This window comes from Rhizobium acaciae (genome assembly GCF_025941625.1).
GTDB lineage: Bacteria > Pseudomonadota > Alphaproteobacteria > Rhizobiales > Rhizobiaceae > Rhizobium > Rhizobium acaciae.
In genome coordinates this window covers 289,911-302,671 of sequence record NZ_JAPCZO010000005.1, presented here as the reverse complement: position 1 = coordinate 302,671, position 12,761 = coordinate 289,911, and the positions used below count along the sequence as shown (strand labels likewise).

The following is a 12,761-nucleotide window of genomic DNA, read 5'->3' as shown; positions in this document are numbered from 1 at the left end:
CGATGCCAAAATCGGTGTTTCGGTTCCTGCAACGGCAGCCGGACGCGGTGCAGCTGGAGAACGACAGATATCTCCTGCGGCTGCCGCGCTACCAGGATTTCAACCAGTGGCACCGGCTGCGCGCCGAAAGCCGCAAATTCCTGGAACCCTGGGAGCCGACCTGGCGGCGCGACGAGCTGACGGAGGGCGCCTACCGCGCCCGCGTCGTCCGCGGCAAGCAGGAATATGCCTCCGGCCAGGCGGTGCCGCTGTTCATTTTCCTGAAGGACGACATGACGCTCGTCGGCGGCGTCACCATCGGCTACATCCGACGGGGTGCGGCACAAAGCTGCATGATCGGCTACTGGATGGGCGAACGCCATGCCGGCCAGGGGCATATGTTCGCCGCCCTTCAATTGGTTATTCCTTACATCTTCGCCGGGCTTGAGTTGCACCGTATCGAAGCAGCCTGTATTCCAGATAACGCGCGCAGCATCCGCCTGCTTGAAAAAGCCGGGTTTCAACAGGAAGGCTATCTGCGCGGATATTTGAAGATCAACGGTCAGTGGCATGACCATGTGATGTTTTCACGTCTCGCCACCGATACGGATAAAGGCAGGAAAACCGACAGCTGATGACAAGAGACCGCATGCTGCCCAAGTCACCGTCCGGACGAGTGATCGCGGTGATCGCAGCCCTTTTCCTGGCGGCCTTCGCCTTCGCGGCGGGTGTTGCCCAGGCGGCCGAACCGGTAAAAATTTCCCGTGACGATACCGCGCTCGACCTGACGGCAACGACGGAGATCTACGTCAACCAGGGCGAGGCCTTCCAGGTTTCGACGGCGGCCGGCGCCGACGGCATCCGCCGCCGCATCGAGGTCAGGGCAAGCTCGGAGAACCATCAGGGCGACTGGGCGGTGTTTGCGCTCGCCAACGTTTCGGAGGAGCAGCTCGAGCGGGTCATCGTCGCCCCGCATTTCCGTCTGGTCAATTCCAAGCTGTTCTGGCCGGATCTCGGCTCGCAGCGCATCAGCGCCATTACGCCCAGCGAAGGCTTCGCGCTCGATCGGCAACCGAGCGACGAGGCCGACGTCTTCCGCATCACGCTGAACCCCGGCGCCGTCATCACCTTCGTCGCCGAACTGTCGACGCCGGAACTGCCGCAGATCTATCTCTGGGAACCGAACGCCTACAAGGATACGATCAACGCCTTCACGCTCTATCGCGGCATCGTGCTCGGCATTGCCGGCCTGCTCGCCGTGTTCCTGACCATCCTCTTCGTCGTCAAGGGCACTTCGATGCTGCCGGCGACGGCAGCACTCGCCTGGGCGGTGCTCGGCTATATCTGCGTCGATTTCGGTTTTCTCGGCAAGCTGATCAGCGTCGCCTCGGCCGACCAGCGAATATGGCGCGCCTGCGCCGAGGTGGCGCTGGCGTCGAGTTTCGTCATCTTCCTCTTCACCTATCTCAACCTCAACCGCTGGCATGCGCATCTCGGCTACGCGACACTTGCCTGGGTGCTCGGCCTTGCCCTGCTCTTCGGTGTGGCGATCTACGATCCGTCGATCGCCGCCGGCATCGCCAGGCTTTCCTTCGCGCTGACGGCGACGATGGGGCTGCTTTTGATCATCTATCTCGGCTTCAACCGCTATGACCGCGCCATCCTTTTGGTGCCGGCCTGGGCGCTGATCCTGGTCTGGCTGTTCGGGGCGTGGCTGACCGTCACCGGGCGGCTCGACAACGACATCATCCAGCCGGCGCTCGGCGGCGGCCTGGTGCTGATCGTGCTGCTGATCGGCTTCACCGTCATGCAGCATGCTTTTGCCGGCGGCGCCTACCAGCAGGGGCTGTTTTCCGATCTCGAGCGGCAATCGCTGGCGCTGACCGGCTCCGGCGACATGGTGTGGGATTGGGACGTGGCGCGCGACCGCGTCGTCACCATTCCCGACGTCTCGATCAAGCTCGGCCTGTCGCCGGGCGCCATGCATGGCGCGGCGCGCAACTGGCTGCCGCGGCTGCATCCAGACGACCGCGACCGCTTCCGCGCCACGCTCGACGTGCTGCTCGAACACCGCCGCGGGCGGCTGAACCACGAGTTCCGCATCCGCGCCGAGGACGGGCATTTCCACTGGCTGCTGATCCGCGCCCGGCCGGTGCTCGGCTCGAACGGCGAGATCATCCGCTGCGTCGGCACGATCGTCGACGTCACCGAGCAGAAGAATTCCGTCGAGCGGCTGCTGCACGATGCGCTGCACGACAACCTGACCGGCCTGCCGAACCGCCAGGTCTTCCTCGACCGGCTGCAGTCGGTGCTGGCGCTGGCGCCGGGCGGCGATACGCTGCGTCCGACGGTGATGGTGATCGATATCGACCGCTACAAGCTGGTCAATGATTCGCTCGGCGTCGCTGCCGGCGACAACATCCTCATCGCGCTGACGCGGCGCCTGCGCCGGCTGTTGAAACCGCAGGACACGCTGGCGCGGCTTGCCGGCGACCAGTTCGGCCTCATCCTGGTTTCCGAGCACAATCCGGCCAAGGTCGCCGATTTTGCCGATGCGATCAGCAAGGCGATCATGGTGCCGATCAACTTCGCCAATCGCGAGATCATCCTGACCGCCTCGGTCGGGCTTGCCTCCTGGGTCGACCGGCAGGAGAGCGCCACCGGCCTGCTCAGCGACGCCGAGCTTGCCATGTACCGGGCGAAACGAGCCGGCGGCAACCGTGTCGAGCCGTTCCAGCCGGCCTTCCGCGACTTCGGCACCGACCGGCTGCAGCTCGAAACGGATCTGCGCCGCGCCATCGAGCGCAAGGAATTGTCGATGGTCTACCAGCCGATCGCAAGGCTGGAGGATGTCGAGGTCGCCGGTTTCGAGGCGCTGATGCGCTGGGAACATCCCAAACGCGGCAATATCCCGCCATCCGAATTCATTCCGATCGCCGAGGCCTCCGATCTCATCGGCCCGCTCGGCATGTTCGCGCTGGAACAGGCGACCAACGATCTGATGAGCTGGCAGCACCAGACCGGCGAATTGCCGATCTTCGTCTCGATCAACCTGTCGAGCGTGCAGCTGCTTAACAACGAGCTCTATGACGACGTGCGTTCGGTTCTCGCCAAGACGCATTGCCAGCCCTCGCGCCTCAAGCTCGAACTGACGGAATCCATGGTGATGGAAAATCCGGAACAGGCCCGCCTGGTGCTGCAGAAGCTGAAGGAAGCCGGCATCGGCCTGGCGCTCGACGATTTCGGCACCGGATATTCGTCGCTCGCCTATCTCACCCGCTTCCCCTTCGACACGATCAAGCTCGACAAGGCCCTGGTGCGCGACAGCAGCGACAAGAAGGCGACCGTGCTCCGGTCGGTGATCGCGATGGCGCGCGAGCTTGACATGAAGGTGGTGGCGGAGGGGATCGAATCCAACGAGGATGCGATCGAGCTTGCCAAGATGGGCTGCAACTACGGCCAGAGCTACCTTTTCGGCCCGCCGATCCCTTCGGAATCGGTGTTGCGGCTGCTTCGCGACCGGTTTCCATTGACGAAACGGGCCTGACCCGGCGGGTCTCAGGGGTTTTCCCGGAATTAGGTAGAAATTGCCCCAGAGGCCGCCTTCGGCCCGAAGCGGCTATTGAAAAACGTATCGAGCAATTACCAGCCAACAGTCAGCAAACTTTGGTTGGGTATTGCCAATCGCTTTCTTTGCAAAATTCATCCGACCATGAGATTGCCAGCGGTCACCAGGCGATCTATTGAAGAATCGAACTTAGAGGCGCGACATGAACAAATTTCCGAAGATTGCAGAACGGCGACGCTGAAGCTCTCAAGCTTCCACGCCCCTTATGCTATTCAAGGAAATGATCTATGTCCGTAAAATCGGCCGCACTCGCCGCGCTTGCTTCCGCATATGAACTGAACGGTCTCGAAGCCGGTCCCTGCGTCGTAAGGTCGACCAGGCCCGAATTCGGTGACCTCCAATGCAACGACGTGATGCGGCTGGCGAAGTCCGCCGGGAAGAACCCGCGCCTGCTTGCCGCTGAAGTCGCCGAGGCGGCTCGGAGCGCTCTTTTCGAGGACGTGTCCGTCGCCGGTCCGGGATTCGTAAACTTCCGGCTGGCCGATGCAGTCGTCGCCGCCGAGGCAACCGCTATGCTGGCCGATCCGTCGCTCGCCGCTGAGAAGGCGGATCCGATGAGAACGGTCATTGACTTTGGCGGGCCCAACGTCGCCAAGGCGCTGCATGTCGGCCATCTGCGCTCCTTCGTTATCGGGGAGAGTCTGCGGCGCATCCTTGTGGAGATTGGCCACGACGTCCTCTCCGACATCCACCTCGGTGACTGGGGTCTGCAGATGGGCAAGCTGCTTTTGGGCGCTGCTCTGGCTGCCGGATGGAAGGCCGGTGATCTCACCTCCTTCATTGACCCCCTGGCATTCGAAGCCATGACCGTCGAGGAACTCGGCGCTCTCTACATGTCCGGCAACGCCGCCTGCGAGGACGAGGCTTTGCTTGCGCTGGCACGGATACTGACAACGAAGCTGCAGGACGGAGATCCGCTGCTGACCGCGGCATGGGCACGCATGCGGGCCATTTCGCTCGCGTCGATCTCCGACACGGCGGAGATGCTCGACGCGCATTTCGATCTGCTCCAAGGCGAGAGCGACGCTCATGCGGAGGTCGCACCGATGCTCGACGATCTCATGGCGCGCGGGCTGGCGCGGCAGAGCGAAGGCGCTCTTGTCATCGATGTCTCCGCTGACGGACTTCCGGACAATGTACCACCGCTGCTTCTGCGCAAGAGTGACGGGGCGGCCCTCTACGGCACCACCGACCTTGCGACGCTTCGGCAGCGAGTGCGCGAAATCGGTGCGCGGCAGATCGTTTACTGCACCGATGACCGTCAGGCGCTCCATATATCAAGCGTGTTCTCGGCGGCGCGGAAGGCGGGCTATGCCGAGGGCGTGGAACTGCGGCACGCGACCTTCGGTACCGTCCGCGGCAATGACGGCAGGCCCTTCAAGACCCGTGACGGATCCGCGGCCTCGCTAAGAGAAATGATCGACCTTGCGCTCACCAAGTCGTCGGAAAAAGTCGCCGACAGTCAGGCGGCCACGGTTGTGGGTCTCGGCGCGTTGAAGTTTGCCGATCTCTCCACGCCGAGGAAGACAGGCTACGTCTTCGACATTGACAAGATGATATCGTCAGAGGGACGGACTGGACCCTATCTTCAATATGCCTATGCCCGGATCTGCTCGATCCTGGACAAGGCCGAAGAGGCCGGCATCACTCCAGCCGCCGACACGGTCTCGATCAGCCATCCTTCGGAGCGTGCCGTGCTGATCGAATGCCTCTGGTATCCGCACTCCCTCTCCGAGGCGGCGCGGCACCTCGAGCCGTTCGAGATCGCCGATCGGGCGTACCAAGTGGCTGACGCGTTCAGCCGCTTCTACACGGATTGCCCGGTGCTGAAGGCGGACGATCCATCGGGGCGGCTCGCCACCTGCAAGCTGGTAGCGAGGGTCATCGGAAAATGCCTTGAGCTTCTAGGAATTGGAACGGTGCGGAGGATGTAACAACTGCTTCTGGCGCGAAGCGGTCAAAAGGTCACTCCCCTCCCCCTGGATTTACTGAGATATCCAGACTTGAAGAGTGCCAAGCTCGATCAACCCCGTATGCTCAAGGGTAAGATCGTCCGTCGACCAGCACACAATCGGCTGTCCTTGCGACACCGATCTCGCGGCCTGCAATACTCCCATTTGCGCGAATGAGCTGTTTCTGCGGGAGAACCAATTTGATAACCCAAGTGAAAATCCGGTGTCGTAGCTGATAAAGCCAGCTTCGATTCTGCTAGGCTCTCCCTTGAACCAAAAGGTTATTCTGTAATCTTCCAATAAGGTGCTGGGAAAGATGGTATCGTCGCAGGAACCCCAAGCTTTTTCCCATGAGCGTAACTCGCCTGGAGAAGCTACAGCCTTCCAGCCGGCAGGAGTGCCCTTTGAAAAAGTTCCACCGTACCAACGGCCGACGAGTAGTCGTTCAAACCCCTGGTCGGCAAGCGTTAGGTCTGCAAAGCTGTCCTTGATGCCCCACTTTGTAGACTTATTTGCCTCGCGAATCTTGCGAACGAGGTCATCAACTTCCTTTTGGACGCCCTTTTGCCGCGTTATTATATTCGGATAGAACGGCGGTGAAATAGCGAAATTCGCCCAGGCTTCCGACCACCTGGTTTCGTTCGATCCATGCGCAGAACAGATTCTGCTGCACCATGCGACGTTGTCTTCCACGGCAATTTGAAGAAGTTGACAGACATCGGTCATGAGAAGCCGCCTCGATTTGCGCCGGAAGATAGCATGGTCGGCATCAGCCACAATGACCGCAATTGGCGCAGGACGACGGGGTGCTGGCGGCCAAGCGCGGTCATCGTTGTTCGCGGCGCACCAGAACTGTTTTGAAGCCGATAAGAAAGCGATACTCGTCGCGACATTGCATCTGCTCCAGCGTTTCGATGGCTGGAAAACCGATCCTCCTGGATAGATGTAAAACCAAGCCCTGCCCCAAAGAAAGCCCGACATGAGCGCCAAAGCTTCTGGGCTCACCGTTCAATAGAACCAGATCGAGCGGCTTTATGTCCTTAGAGACGGCAGTGTGTGCGGTGTCATCCCAGAGGTTGCTGGACCGGAAGTCCGGCACCTCGAAGCCGAAGTGCCTCAAAATTGAATATGCGTATTGCTGACAGTTCGCGCCACCTTCAACGCCGCGAACACCACGAGCGCCCGGGAAATGCTCCCCCTTATATCGCACGCCCCAAAACTGAGGCGGGATTTCGATTGGGGAGCGACTGAGATCAAGGACACCAGCTTCCATGGACGCAGTATTATCATGGAAGCCACGGATCATCGAGTATGTGATGAATGGCGTGGGGCGCAAAGTGGACGTGGGTTTGACAGGTACTTGTTCAGGAATGCTCGGACGCTGTTAAAGGACTGTACTGCCGCCGATCCCTTCGGAATCGATGCTGCGGCTGCTTCGGGGCCACTTTCCGCTGACGAAATGGGCCTGACCGGAACCGCCAGTCTCATCGGTTTTCCCGGTAGCGACTAACGGCCGGCTTCGCGCCAATCTACTTCGCGCCGCGCACTGGAAAGCTTACCCATTATCGGCCACTTGTTGAGGACTTGAAGTCAGCTATCTCAAGCCGGAAAATATCTGGAATGTTGAGGAGCAGGCATGACGAAGCATCGCATCTATTCCATCAGCGTCGCGAGCGTCTATCCCCACTATGTTGCGAAGGCAGGGAAGAAGGGACGCACGAAGGCAGAGGTCGATGACATCATCTGTTGGCTGACGGGGCATAGCCAGCAGAGCCTGGACGATCAATTGGCTGCGAAGACCAACTTCGAGGATTTCTTTGCACAAGCGCCTCAGATGAATCCCTCCCGATCGTCGATTACGGGCGTGATCTGCGGCGTGCGCGTGGAAGACATCCAGGAAACGACGATGCGGGAAATCCGCTATCTGGACAAATTGATCGACGAACTCGCCAAGGGGAAAGCGATGGAGAAAATCCTGAGGAAATAGCCGGGAGCCATGTCGCGGCAGCGCGCGCTCACCCACGGCGCGCGCAGAATCCGGCACCGTCTCGTCCAGGAAATGACCAAGGTTCACTGGCGCGGAGCAAGACCATCGAGCAGGAAGTCGAGGCCCTTCCTGAAGGCGCCGTCCCAATCATTATCCAGTAGCAGACGAGAGCGTTCGATCGTCGGGTAGTGTTGGCTGAGACCTGTCAGACGCTGCTGCGCGGCCGCCCTGTCGTCATCCGAGAGATCGAAGTTCGCCCGGGTGATGGTCGCGCCGATCACATAGTTCCAGAGCGACCAGATCGCGACGTTCAAATCCGCATCACGGACACCGGCTCCGGACAAGGTCTTGCTCAGCAGTTCCAGGCGAATGAGGATGTTCGGGCCGAGCGCCCGGCGCGGCAGCAGCGAGGCCGACCAGGGATGGCGCAGCATGCTGGCGCGCCAGTCTTCGAGCATATGTACGATTTCCCCGCGCCAGTCTCGAGACTCGACGATATCAGGCGGGCCGCGATATTCGAGCACCGAATCCAGCGCCAGATCGAAGACCTTTTCCTTGTTGTCGACGTGCCAATAGAGGCTCATCGCGCCCGAGCCGAGACGATCGGCCAGCCGGCGCATCTTCAGTCCGTCGACGCCCTCGGCGTCCAGCAGATCCACCGCAGTCGCCACGATCCGTTCCAGCGAGAGAGGCGGTTCACTGCGCGGCTCCTGCCCGGACTGAGGTGACGCACCTCTCCGTCCAGACCCTTTACTCTCAGCACCGCTGCGTTTGGCTGCCATTCGTCTTCCTTACCGATCCAGACGTCGATCTAAGCCGACAATACTGGGAATGTCGATGCTGACCGATTGACTCGTACGTCGTACGATGCAATTTAATCGTACGCCGTACGAGTCGTATCGTGTGGCGATAAGATTCCATCCTGCAGGCCGCGAGGATCGGTCGCTCGCAGCCCTGGGGAAGCCAGGAGAAGCCATGTCACGTGCAATCAAGCATCTCATTATCGGAGGACTCATCATGACCATCAGCGTTCCCACCGCGACGACAGCCAATGAGGACGATCTCAAGCTGACCATCGTCAATCCGAAAAACCTCTACGACCCCTCGCCGAACGGTTACAGCACGGCGGTGATCGTGCCGCGCCAGGGCCGGCTGGCCTATATCTCCGGACAGGGCGGCCAGGACAACACGGGGGCCTTGTCGCCCGACTTCGCCGTCCAGGTGAAGCAGGCCTATGCGAATTTGCGCACCGCCCTCGATGCGCTCGGCGCAAGGCCGAATCAGGTCGCCAAGCTCACGGTCTTCGTGGTCGATCACGATATGTCCAAGCTCGAGGTGTTGACCAGCAACGTCAAGGACATGTTCGGCGCGTCGCTGCCGGCGCAGACGCTGATTCCCGTTCCCAAGCTTGCCATCGACCCTATGCTCTTCGAGGTCGAAGCGGTGGTCGTTCTGGAATAGCGGCGGCGCCGGATCGACACAATTTCGGATTTTCCCGGTGGCGCGCCAAGGTCTGCTTGGCGCGCCACCCTTCCCTTTTGTGAATGGCCATTGACCAACGGCCTGCGATGTGCGTCTCTCATTCCTTGCACAAGGAAAATCCCATGCTCAAGTTTCTGCTCGCCCTCTCGATGGGTGTTTTTTGCGTTTCGCCGCTTCAGGCCGGCGACGTCACTCCCGTTACCAAGAGCTGCCAGCCGGGGGCAAAACAGGCGCAATGCGAGCGATGGGTCACGGATATCAAGAAAGCCGTCGCGCTGGCCTATAAAGGCGACAACGGGGCGCAGAGGACCATTGCCTTCTGCCTGTCCACCGGTTGTCATGGTGCCGTCGCCATCGACAAGGTCGCCTCCTGCAGCTGGCATCTCGTCATCGCCAATTCCGGTTCCACGACCGTGCTCGACAGTTCGAACACCAGGAACACCTGCCGGCCGATGACGGCGGCTGAGAAAGACGAAGCCCGCGCGCTGGCGAGCGATCTCGTCCAGAAGATCTACAAGCGGCCCATGGTCAAGACCGACCAGATGTAATCTGCCGGCTCGCGGCGCAACGCCTGCGTGAAAATAAATCTCGTTGCTCTCCCGGCTTTCGCCGCTATTCTCCAGCCAAAGAAAATCGGGCCAAAGAAAATCGGCCAAAGAAATCGGGAGGACCACTGATGATCCTGCACTGCGTGTTCCTGCGGCTGAAGACCGCGATGACGAACGACGACAAGCAGTCGCTGTTCGAAGCGATCGCCGCCCTGAAGCAGCTCATTCCCGGCATATTGGATATCAAATACGGGCCGAATGTTTCGCCCGAGGGACTGCATGGCGGCTTCGTCGACGGGTTTGCCGTGACCTTTGAAAGCGCCGAGGCCCGCGACGCCTATCTCATCCATCCCGAGCACGTGACGGTGGGCGAGCGCATCGTCTCGTCGACGGATGGAGGCCTTGCCGGCATCCTGGTCTTCGACCTCAATATGTGAGGGCCGCAGGATAGGCCTGCAGCCCTCGATCCCTCAGCTCGATTTCGCCATGGCGGCGGCGAGCTGGTCGACATTGTATTTGAACATCTTTTCATAGGTCGGCGCCGGCCCCTTGGCGTCGGACAGGGATTCGACATAGAGCTCGCCTCCCGGCTCGGCCCCGGTTGCCTTGGCGACCTGCTTGACCAGGCGCGGATCGTTGGAATTCTCGAAGAAATAAGCCTTCACATGCTCGCCCTTGATCTGCTCGATCAGCTTGGCGACGTCGGCGGCCGATGCCTCGCTTTCTGTGGACAGACCGAGCGGCGCCAGGAAGCTGACATTATATTCGCGGCCGAAATAACCGAAGGCATCGTGGCTGGTCAGCACCTTGCGGCGATCGTCGGCCACCTTGTCGAACTTCGCATGGGCGTAGGCGTTCAGTTCATCCAGCGTCCTGGTGTACTTCTCGGCATTGGCCTTGAAGGCGGCAGCGTCCGTGGGATCGGCCGATGACAGCGCCTTTTCGATATTGGCGACCCAGATCTTGACGTTGACGGGGCTGTTCCAGACATGCGGATCGGTGATTTTCTCGCCGTCCTCTTCCATGGTGCGGGTGTTGATGCCTTCGGAAACGGTGACCGGCTTGCCCTTATAGCCCGAGGCGGTGATCAGCCGGTCCATCCAGCCTTCCAGCCCCTCGCCGCTGACGAAGGTGACTTCCGCCGCGTTCAAATTCTTCGCATCGGCCGGCGACGGCTCGAATTCGTGGGGATCGCCGTTCGGCCCGACGAGGCTCGTCACCTTGACGTGTTCGCCGCCGACCTGCTTGACGACATCGGCAAGCACGGTGAAGGAGGCGACCACCTTCAGCGTTTCGGCGGAGGCGGGCACGGCCGACAGCGCCATCAAAGCGGGGATTGCTGCGGAGAGAAGCAGTCTGTGCGGTGTCATCGAAGTCTCCTTGGGATCAGCCCTTCAAATGCGGGCGGGGGAAGAAGCGCCGGGCTAAGCCGGAGGGCGCGAAAAGAATAGAAAAGCCGTAGAGGACCGCCGCCGTCATGATGATCGTCGGGCCGGAGGCGAGTTCGAAATGGTAGGAGGCGATCAGGCCGAGATAGCCGGATGCGGCGGCACTGACGGCTGCTATCGCCATCATGACAGGCAGGCTGCGCGACCAGAGCTGAGCGACGGCCGCCGGCAGCATCATCAGGCCGACCGCCATCAGCGTGCCGAGCGCCTGGAAGCTGGCGACGAGGTTCAGCACCACCAGCAGCAGGAAGAGCACGTGATAGACCGGCCCGCGCCCGCCGACGGCGCGCAGGAACCCCGGATCGAAACATTCGGCCACCAGCGGCCGGTAGATGAAGGCGAGGACGACGAGGGTCAGCGAGGTGATCGCGCCGATCAGATAAAGGGCGGGAGCATCGATCGCCAGGATGGTGCCGAAGAGCACATGCAGCAGATCGATATTCGAGCCGCGCAGCGAGACGATCAGCACGCCGAGCGCCAGCGAGGCGAGATAGAAGCTGGCAAAGCTCGCATCCTCCTGCAGCACGGTCATCCGGCTGACGGCGCCCGAAAGCAGCGCCACCGACAGGCCGGCAATCAGGCCGCCGAGCCCCATCGCCGTCAGTGACAGGGAGCCGGCGACGAGGTAACCGATCGCCGCCCCCGGCAGCACGGCATGGCTCATCGCATCACCCATCAGGCTCATGCGCCGCAGCATCAGGAAGACGCCGATCGGACCCGAGCCGAGCCCGAGGCAGAGGCAGGCGACGAGCGCGCGGCGCATGAAGCCGTAATCGGCAAAGGGCGCGAGGAAGAGATCGTAAGCCGTCATGCCGCCGGCGCCTCTTCGGGTGCGCAGGCATTCGCATCCTCATCCCAGCGCTCGGCCATGGCGCGGGCCTTCAGCAGATTGACCGAGGACATGACGTCTACGGTCGCACCCCAGCCGACCAGCTCGCGGGCGAGCAGCAGGGTTTGCGGGAAATGGGCGCGAACGAGCTCGAAATCGTGGAGCACGGCGATCACCGTGCGGCCCTCGCCATGCCAGCGGGTGACGATATCGACGAGGTCCCTGGTCGTGCGGGCATCGATTGCCGTAAACGGTTCGTCGAGCAGGATGATGCCGGCATCCTGCAGCAGCAGGCGGGCAAAGAGCACACGCTGGAACTGGCCGGCCGAGAGCGAGCCGACATGACGGCGGCCGAAGCCTTCGAGGCCGACGGCGGAGAGCGCCTCGCCTGCCCTCTTCACCTCGTCGGGCGCGATGCGGCCGAAGGCGCCCGTCTTCTTCCAGGCGCCGAGCATGACTGTGTCGATGACCGAGATCGGAAAGCGCCGGTCGATCTCGGCCGCCTGCGGGAGATAACCGAATTCCGCCCGCCCCAACCGGTGCTCGACCCTGCCTTCGGCGGGACGAAGCTCCCCCATGATCGCCTTCAGCAGCGTCGATTTGCCCGCCCCATTCGGCCCGGCAATCGCCGTCAGGCTGCCCGAGGCAAAGGCGCCGGAGACATGATGCACGGCGGGGTGCCTGTTATAGGCGACGGTCAGATTCTCGAGACGGATCAGCGGCGTCATGGCAAGAGAACCGCCCAGTGGATCGCCAGCCACAGGAGCGCAATGACCAGCGCCATGCCGATCACCCTTGAAGAAGCCGACTGTCCGAGCAGGCTGACGAAGAGGCGGTCGGGGCTCGGGGGCATGGTGCATCCTACAATGTAATAACATTACGGTTATGTTATAACGATTGCGGCGAGA

14 protein-coding genes are annotated in these 12,761 nt (G+C 61.4%); 7 read left to right on the top strand and 7 right to left on the bottom strand.

The features are described 5' to 3' along the window. Positions 1-2: 2 nt before the first annotated feature. From OLZ32_RS10700 to argS, 3 genes are all read left to right on the top strand, one after another. On the top strand, positions 3-614 hold the full coding sequence (locus tag OLZ32_RS10700) for a GNAT family N-acetyltransferase (RefSeq protein ID WP_003546030.1): 612 nt from the start codon (positions 3-5) through the stop codon (positions 612-614). Beyond that, positions 614-3,526: a sensor domain-containing phosphodiesterase gene (locus OLZ32_RS10695; RefSeq protein ID WP_264397137.1), complete on the top strand. Its 2,913-nt coding sequence runs from the start codon at positions 614-616 to the stop codon at positions 3,524-3,526. The genes OLZ32_RS10700 and OLZ32_RS10695 overlap by 1 nt, the downstream gene beginning before the upstream one ends. A 308-nt stretch (positions 3,527-3,834) precedes the next feature. Further along, the gene (argS, locus tag OLZ32_RS10690; RefSeq protein WP_264421017.1) at positions 3,835-5,541 is read left to right on the top strand and encodes an arginine--tRNA ligase; all 1,707 of its coding nucleotides are present in this window, start codon (positions 3,835-3,837) and stop codon (positions 5,539-5,541) included. Between the two features lie 51 nt (positions 5,542-5,592). Here the strand turns inward: argS and OLZ32_RS10685 are convergent, their stop codons facing one another. Beyond that, the gene (locus tag OLZ32_RS10685; protein ID WP_130852622.1) at positions 5,593-6,285 is read right to left on the bottom strand and encodes a hypothetical protein; all 693 of its coding nucleotides are present in this window, start codon (positions 6,283-6,285) and stop codon (positions 5,593-5,595) included. A 100-nt stretch (positions 6,286-6,385) separates the two neighbouring features. Then, positions 6,386-6,832: a hypothetical protein gene (locus OLZ32_RS10680; protein ID WP_264421013.1), complete on the bottom strand. Its 447-nt coding sequence runs from the start codon at positions 6,830-6,832 to the stop codon at positions 6,386-6,388. A gap of 363 nt (positions 6,833-7,195) precedes the next feature. On the opposite strand from OLZ32_RS10680, the gene OLZ32_RS10675 reads away from it, so the two are divergent. Next, positions 7,196-7,546, top strand: coding sequence for a DUF2200 domain-containing protein (locus OLZ32_RS10675; RefSeq protein ID WP_264421010.1), 351 nt, complete (start codon positions 7,196-7,198; stop codon positions 7,544-7,546). A gap of 83 nt (positions 7,547-7,629) precedes the next feature. Here OLZ32_RS10675 and OLZ32_RS10670 read toward each other — a convergent pair whose 3' ends face one another. Then, positions 7,630-8,328: a TetR/AcrR family transcriptional regulator gene (locus OLZ32_RS10670; protein WP_264421007.1), complete on the bottom strand. Its 699-nt coding sequence runs from the start codon at positions 8,326-8,328 to the stop codon at positions 7,630-7,632. A 193-nt stretch (positions 8,329-8,521) separates the two neighbouring features. On the opposite strand from OLZ32_RS10670, the gene OLZ32_RS10665 reads away from it, so the two are divergent. The 3 genes from OLZ32_RS10665 to OLZ32_RS10655 all read left to right on the top strand — a co-directional run bounded on the left by OLZ32_RS10665 (position 8,522) and on the right by OLZ32_RS10655 (position 10,013). Then, on the top strand, positions 8,522-9,007 hold the full coding sequence (locus tag OLZ32_RS10665; protein ID WP_264421005.1) for a RidA family protein: 486 nt from the start codon (positions 8,522-8,524) through the stop codon (positions 9,005-9,007). 143 nt (positions 9,008-9,150) lie between these two features. Next, entirely contained in the window at positions 9,151-9,576 is a 426-nt protein-coding gene (locus tag OLZ32_RS10660) for a hypothetical protein (RefSeq protein WP_264397126.1), read from the top strand. A gap of 128 nt (positions 9,577-9,704) precedes the next feature. Then, a complete protein-coding gene (locus OLZ32_RS10655) occupies positions 9,705-10,013 on the top strand; it encodes a Dabb family protein (RefSeq protein WP_130681468.1) in 309 nt (102 codons plus the stop codon). 33 nt (positions 10,014-10,046) lie between these two features. Here the strand turns inward: OLZ32_RS10655 and OLZ32_RS10650 are convergent, their stop codons facing one another. From OLZ32_RS10650 to OLZ32_RS10635, 4 genes are read right to left on the bottom strand one after another with little or no spacing between them, the layout of a single operon-like run. Beyond that, positions 10,047-10,946 (bottom strand): metal ABC transporter substrate-binding protein, encoded by a 900-nt coding sequence (locus tag OLZ32_RS10650; protein WP_164026232.1) that lies wholly within the window; start codon positions 10,944-10,946, stop codon positions 10,047-10,049. A 16-nt stretch (positions 10,947-10,962) separates the two neighbouring features. Further along, positions 10,963-11,835: a metal ABC transporter permease gene (locus OLZ32_RS10645; protein WP_264421000.1), complete on the bottom strand. Its 873-nt coding sequence runs from the start codon at positions 11,833-11,835 to the stop codon at positions 10,963-10,965. Continuing rightward, positions 11,832-12,581, bottom strand: coding sequence for a metal ABC transporter ATP-binding protein (locus OLZ32_RS10640; RefSeq protein WP_264420998.1), 750 nt, complete (start codon positions 12,579-12,581; stop codon positions 11,832-11,834). The genes OLZ32_RS10645 and OLZ32_RS10640 overlap by 4 nt, the downstream gene beginning before the upstream one ends. Beyond that, positions 12,578-12,706 (bottom strand): hypothetical protein, encoded by a 129-nt coding sequence (locus tag OLZ32_RS10635; RefSeq protein ID WP_264420996.1) that lies wholly within the window; start codon positions 12,704-12,706, stop codon positions 12,578-12,580. Before OLZ32_RS10635 ends, OLZ32_RS10640 begins: the two co-directional genes overlap by 4 nt. Between the last annotated feature and the right edge of the window lie 55 nt (positions 12,707-12,761).

Coding starts and splice junctions, on each gene's coding strand:
- OLZ32_RS10680 (WP_264421013.1), bottom strand. CDS start 6,832: ATGGAAGCTGGTGTCCTTGATCTCAGTCGCTCCCCAATCGAAATCCCG.
- OLZ32_RS10665 (WP_264421005.1), top strand. CDS start 8,522: ATGTCACGTGCAATCAAGCATCTCATTATCGGAGGACTCATCATGACC.
- OLZ32_RS10670 (WP_264421007.1), bottom strand. CDS start 8,328: ATGGCAGCCAAACGCAGCGGTGCTGAGAGTAAAGGGTCTGGACGGAGA.
- OLZ32_RS10650 (WP_164026232.1), bottom strand. CDS start 10,946: ATGACACCGCACAGACTGCTTCTCTCCGCAGCAATCCCCGCTTTGATG.
- OLZ32_RS10700 (WP_003546030.1), top strand. CDS start 3: ATGCCAAAATCGGTGTTTCGGTTCCTGCAACGGCAGCCGGACGCGGTG.
- OLZ32_RS10685 (WP_130852622.1), bottom strand. CDS start 6,285: ATGACCGATGTCTGTCAACTTCTTCAAATTGCCGTGGAAGACAACGTC.
- OLZ32_RS10695 (WP_264397137.1), top strand. CDS start 614: ATGACAAGAGACCGCATGCTGCCCAAGTCACCGTCCGGACGAGTGATC.
- OLZ32_RS10640 (WP_264420998.1), bottom strand. CDS start 12,581: ATGACGCCGCTGATCCGTCTCGAGAATCTGACCGTCGCCTATAACAGG.
- OLZ32_RS10660 (WP_264397126.1), top strand. CDS start 9,151: ATGCTCAAGTTTCTGCTCGCCCTCTCGATGGGTGTTTTTTGCGTTTCG.
- OLZ32_RS10655 (WP_130681468.1), top strand. CDS start 9,705: ATGATCCTGCACTGCGTGTTCCTGCGGCTGAAGACCGCGATGACGAAC.
- OLZ32_RS10675 (WP_264421010.1), top strand. CDS start 7,196: ATGACGAAGCATCGCATCTATTCCATCAGCGTCGCGAGCGTCTATCCC.
- argS (WP_264421017.1), top strand. CDS start 3,835: ATGTCCGTAAAATCGGCCGCACTCGCCGCGCTTGCTTCCGCATATGAA.
- OLZ32_RS10635 (WP_264420996.1), bottom strand. CDS start 12,706: ATGCCCCCGAGCCCCGACCGCCTCTTCGTCAGCCTGCTCGGACAGTCG.
- OLZ32_RS10645 (WP_264421000.1), bottom strand. CDS start 11,835: ATGACGGCTTACGATCTCTTCCTCGCGCCCTTTGCCGATTACGGCTTC.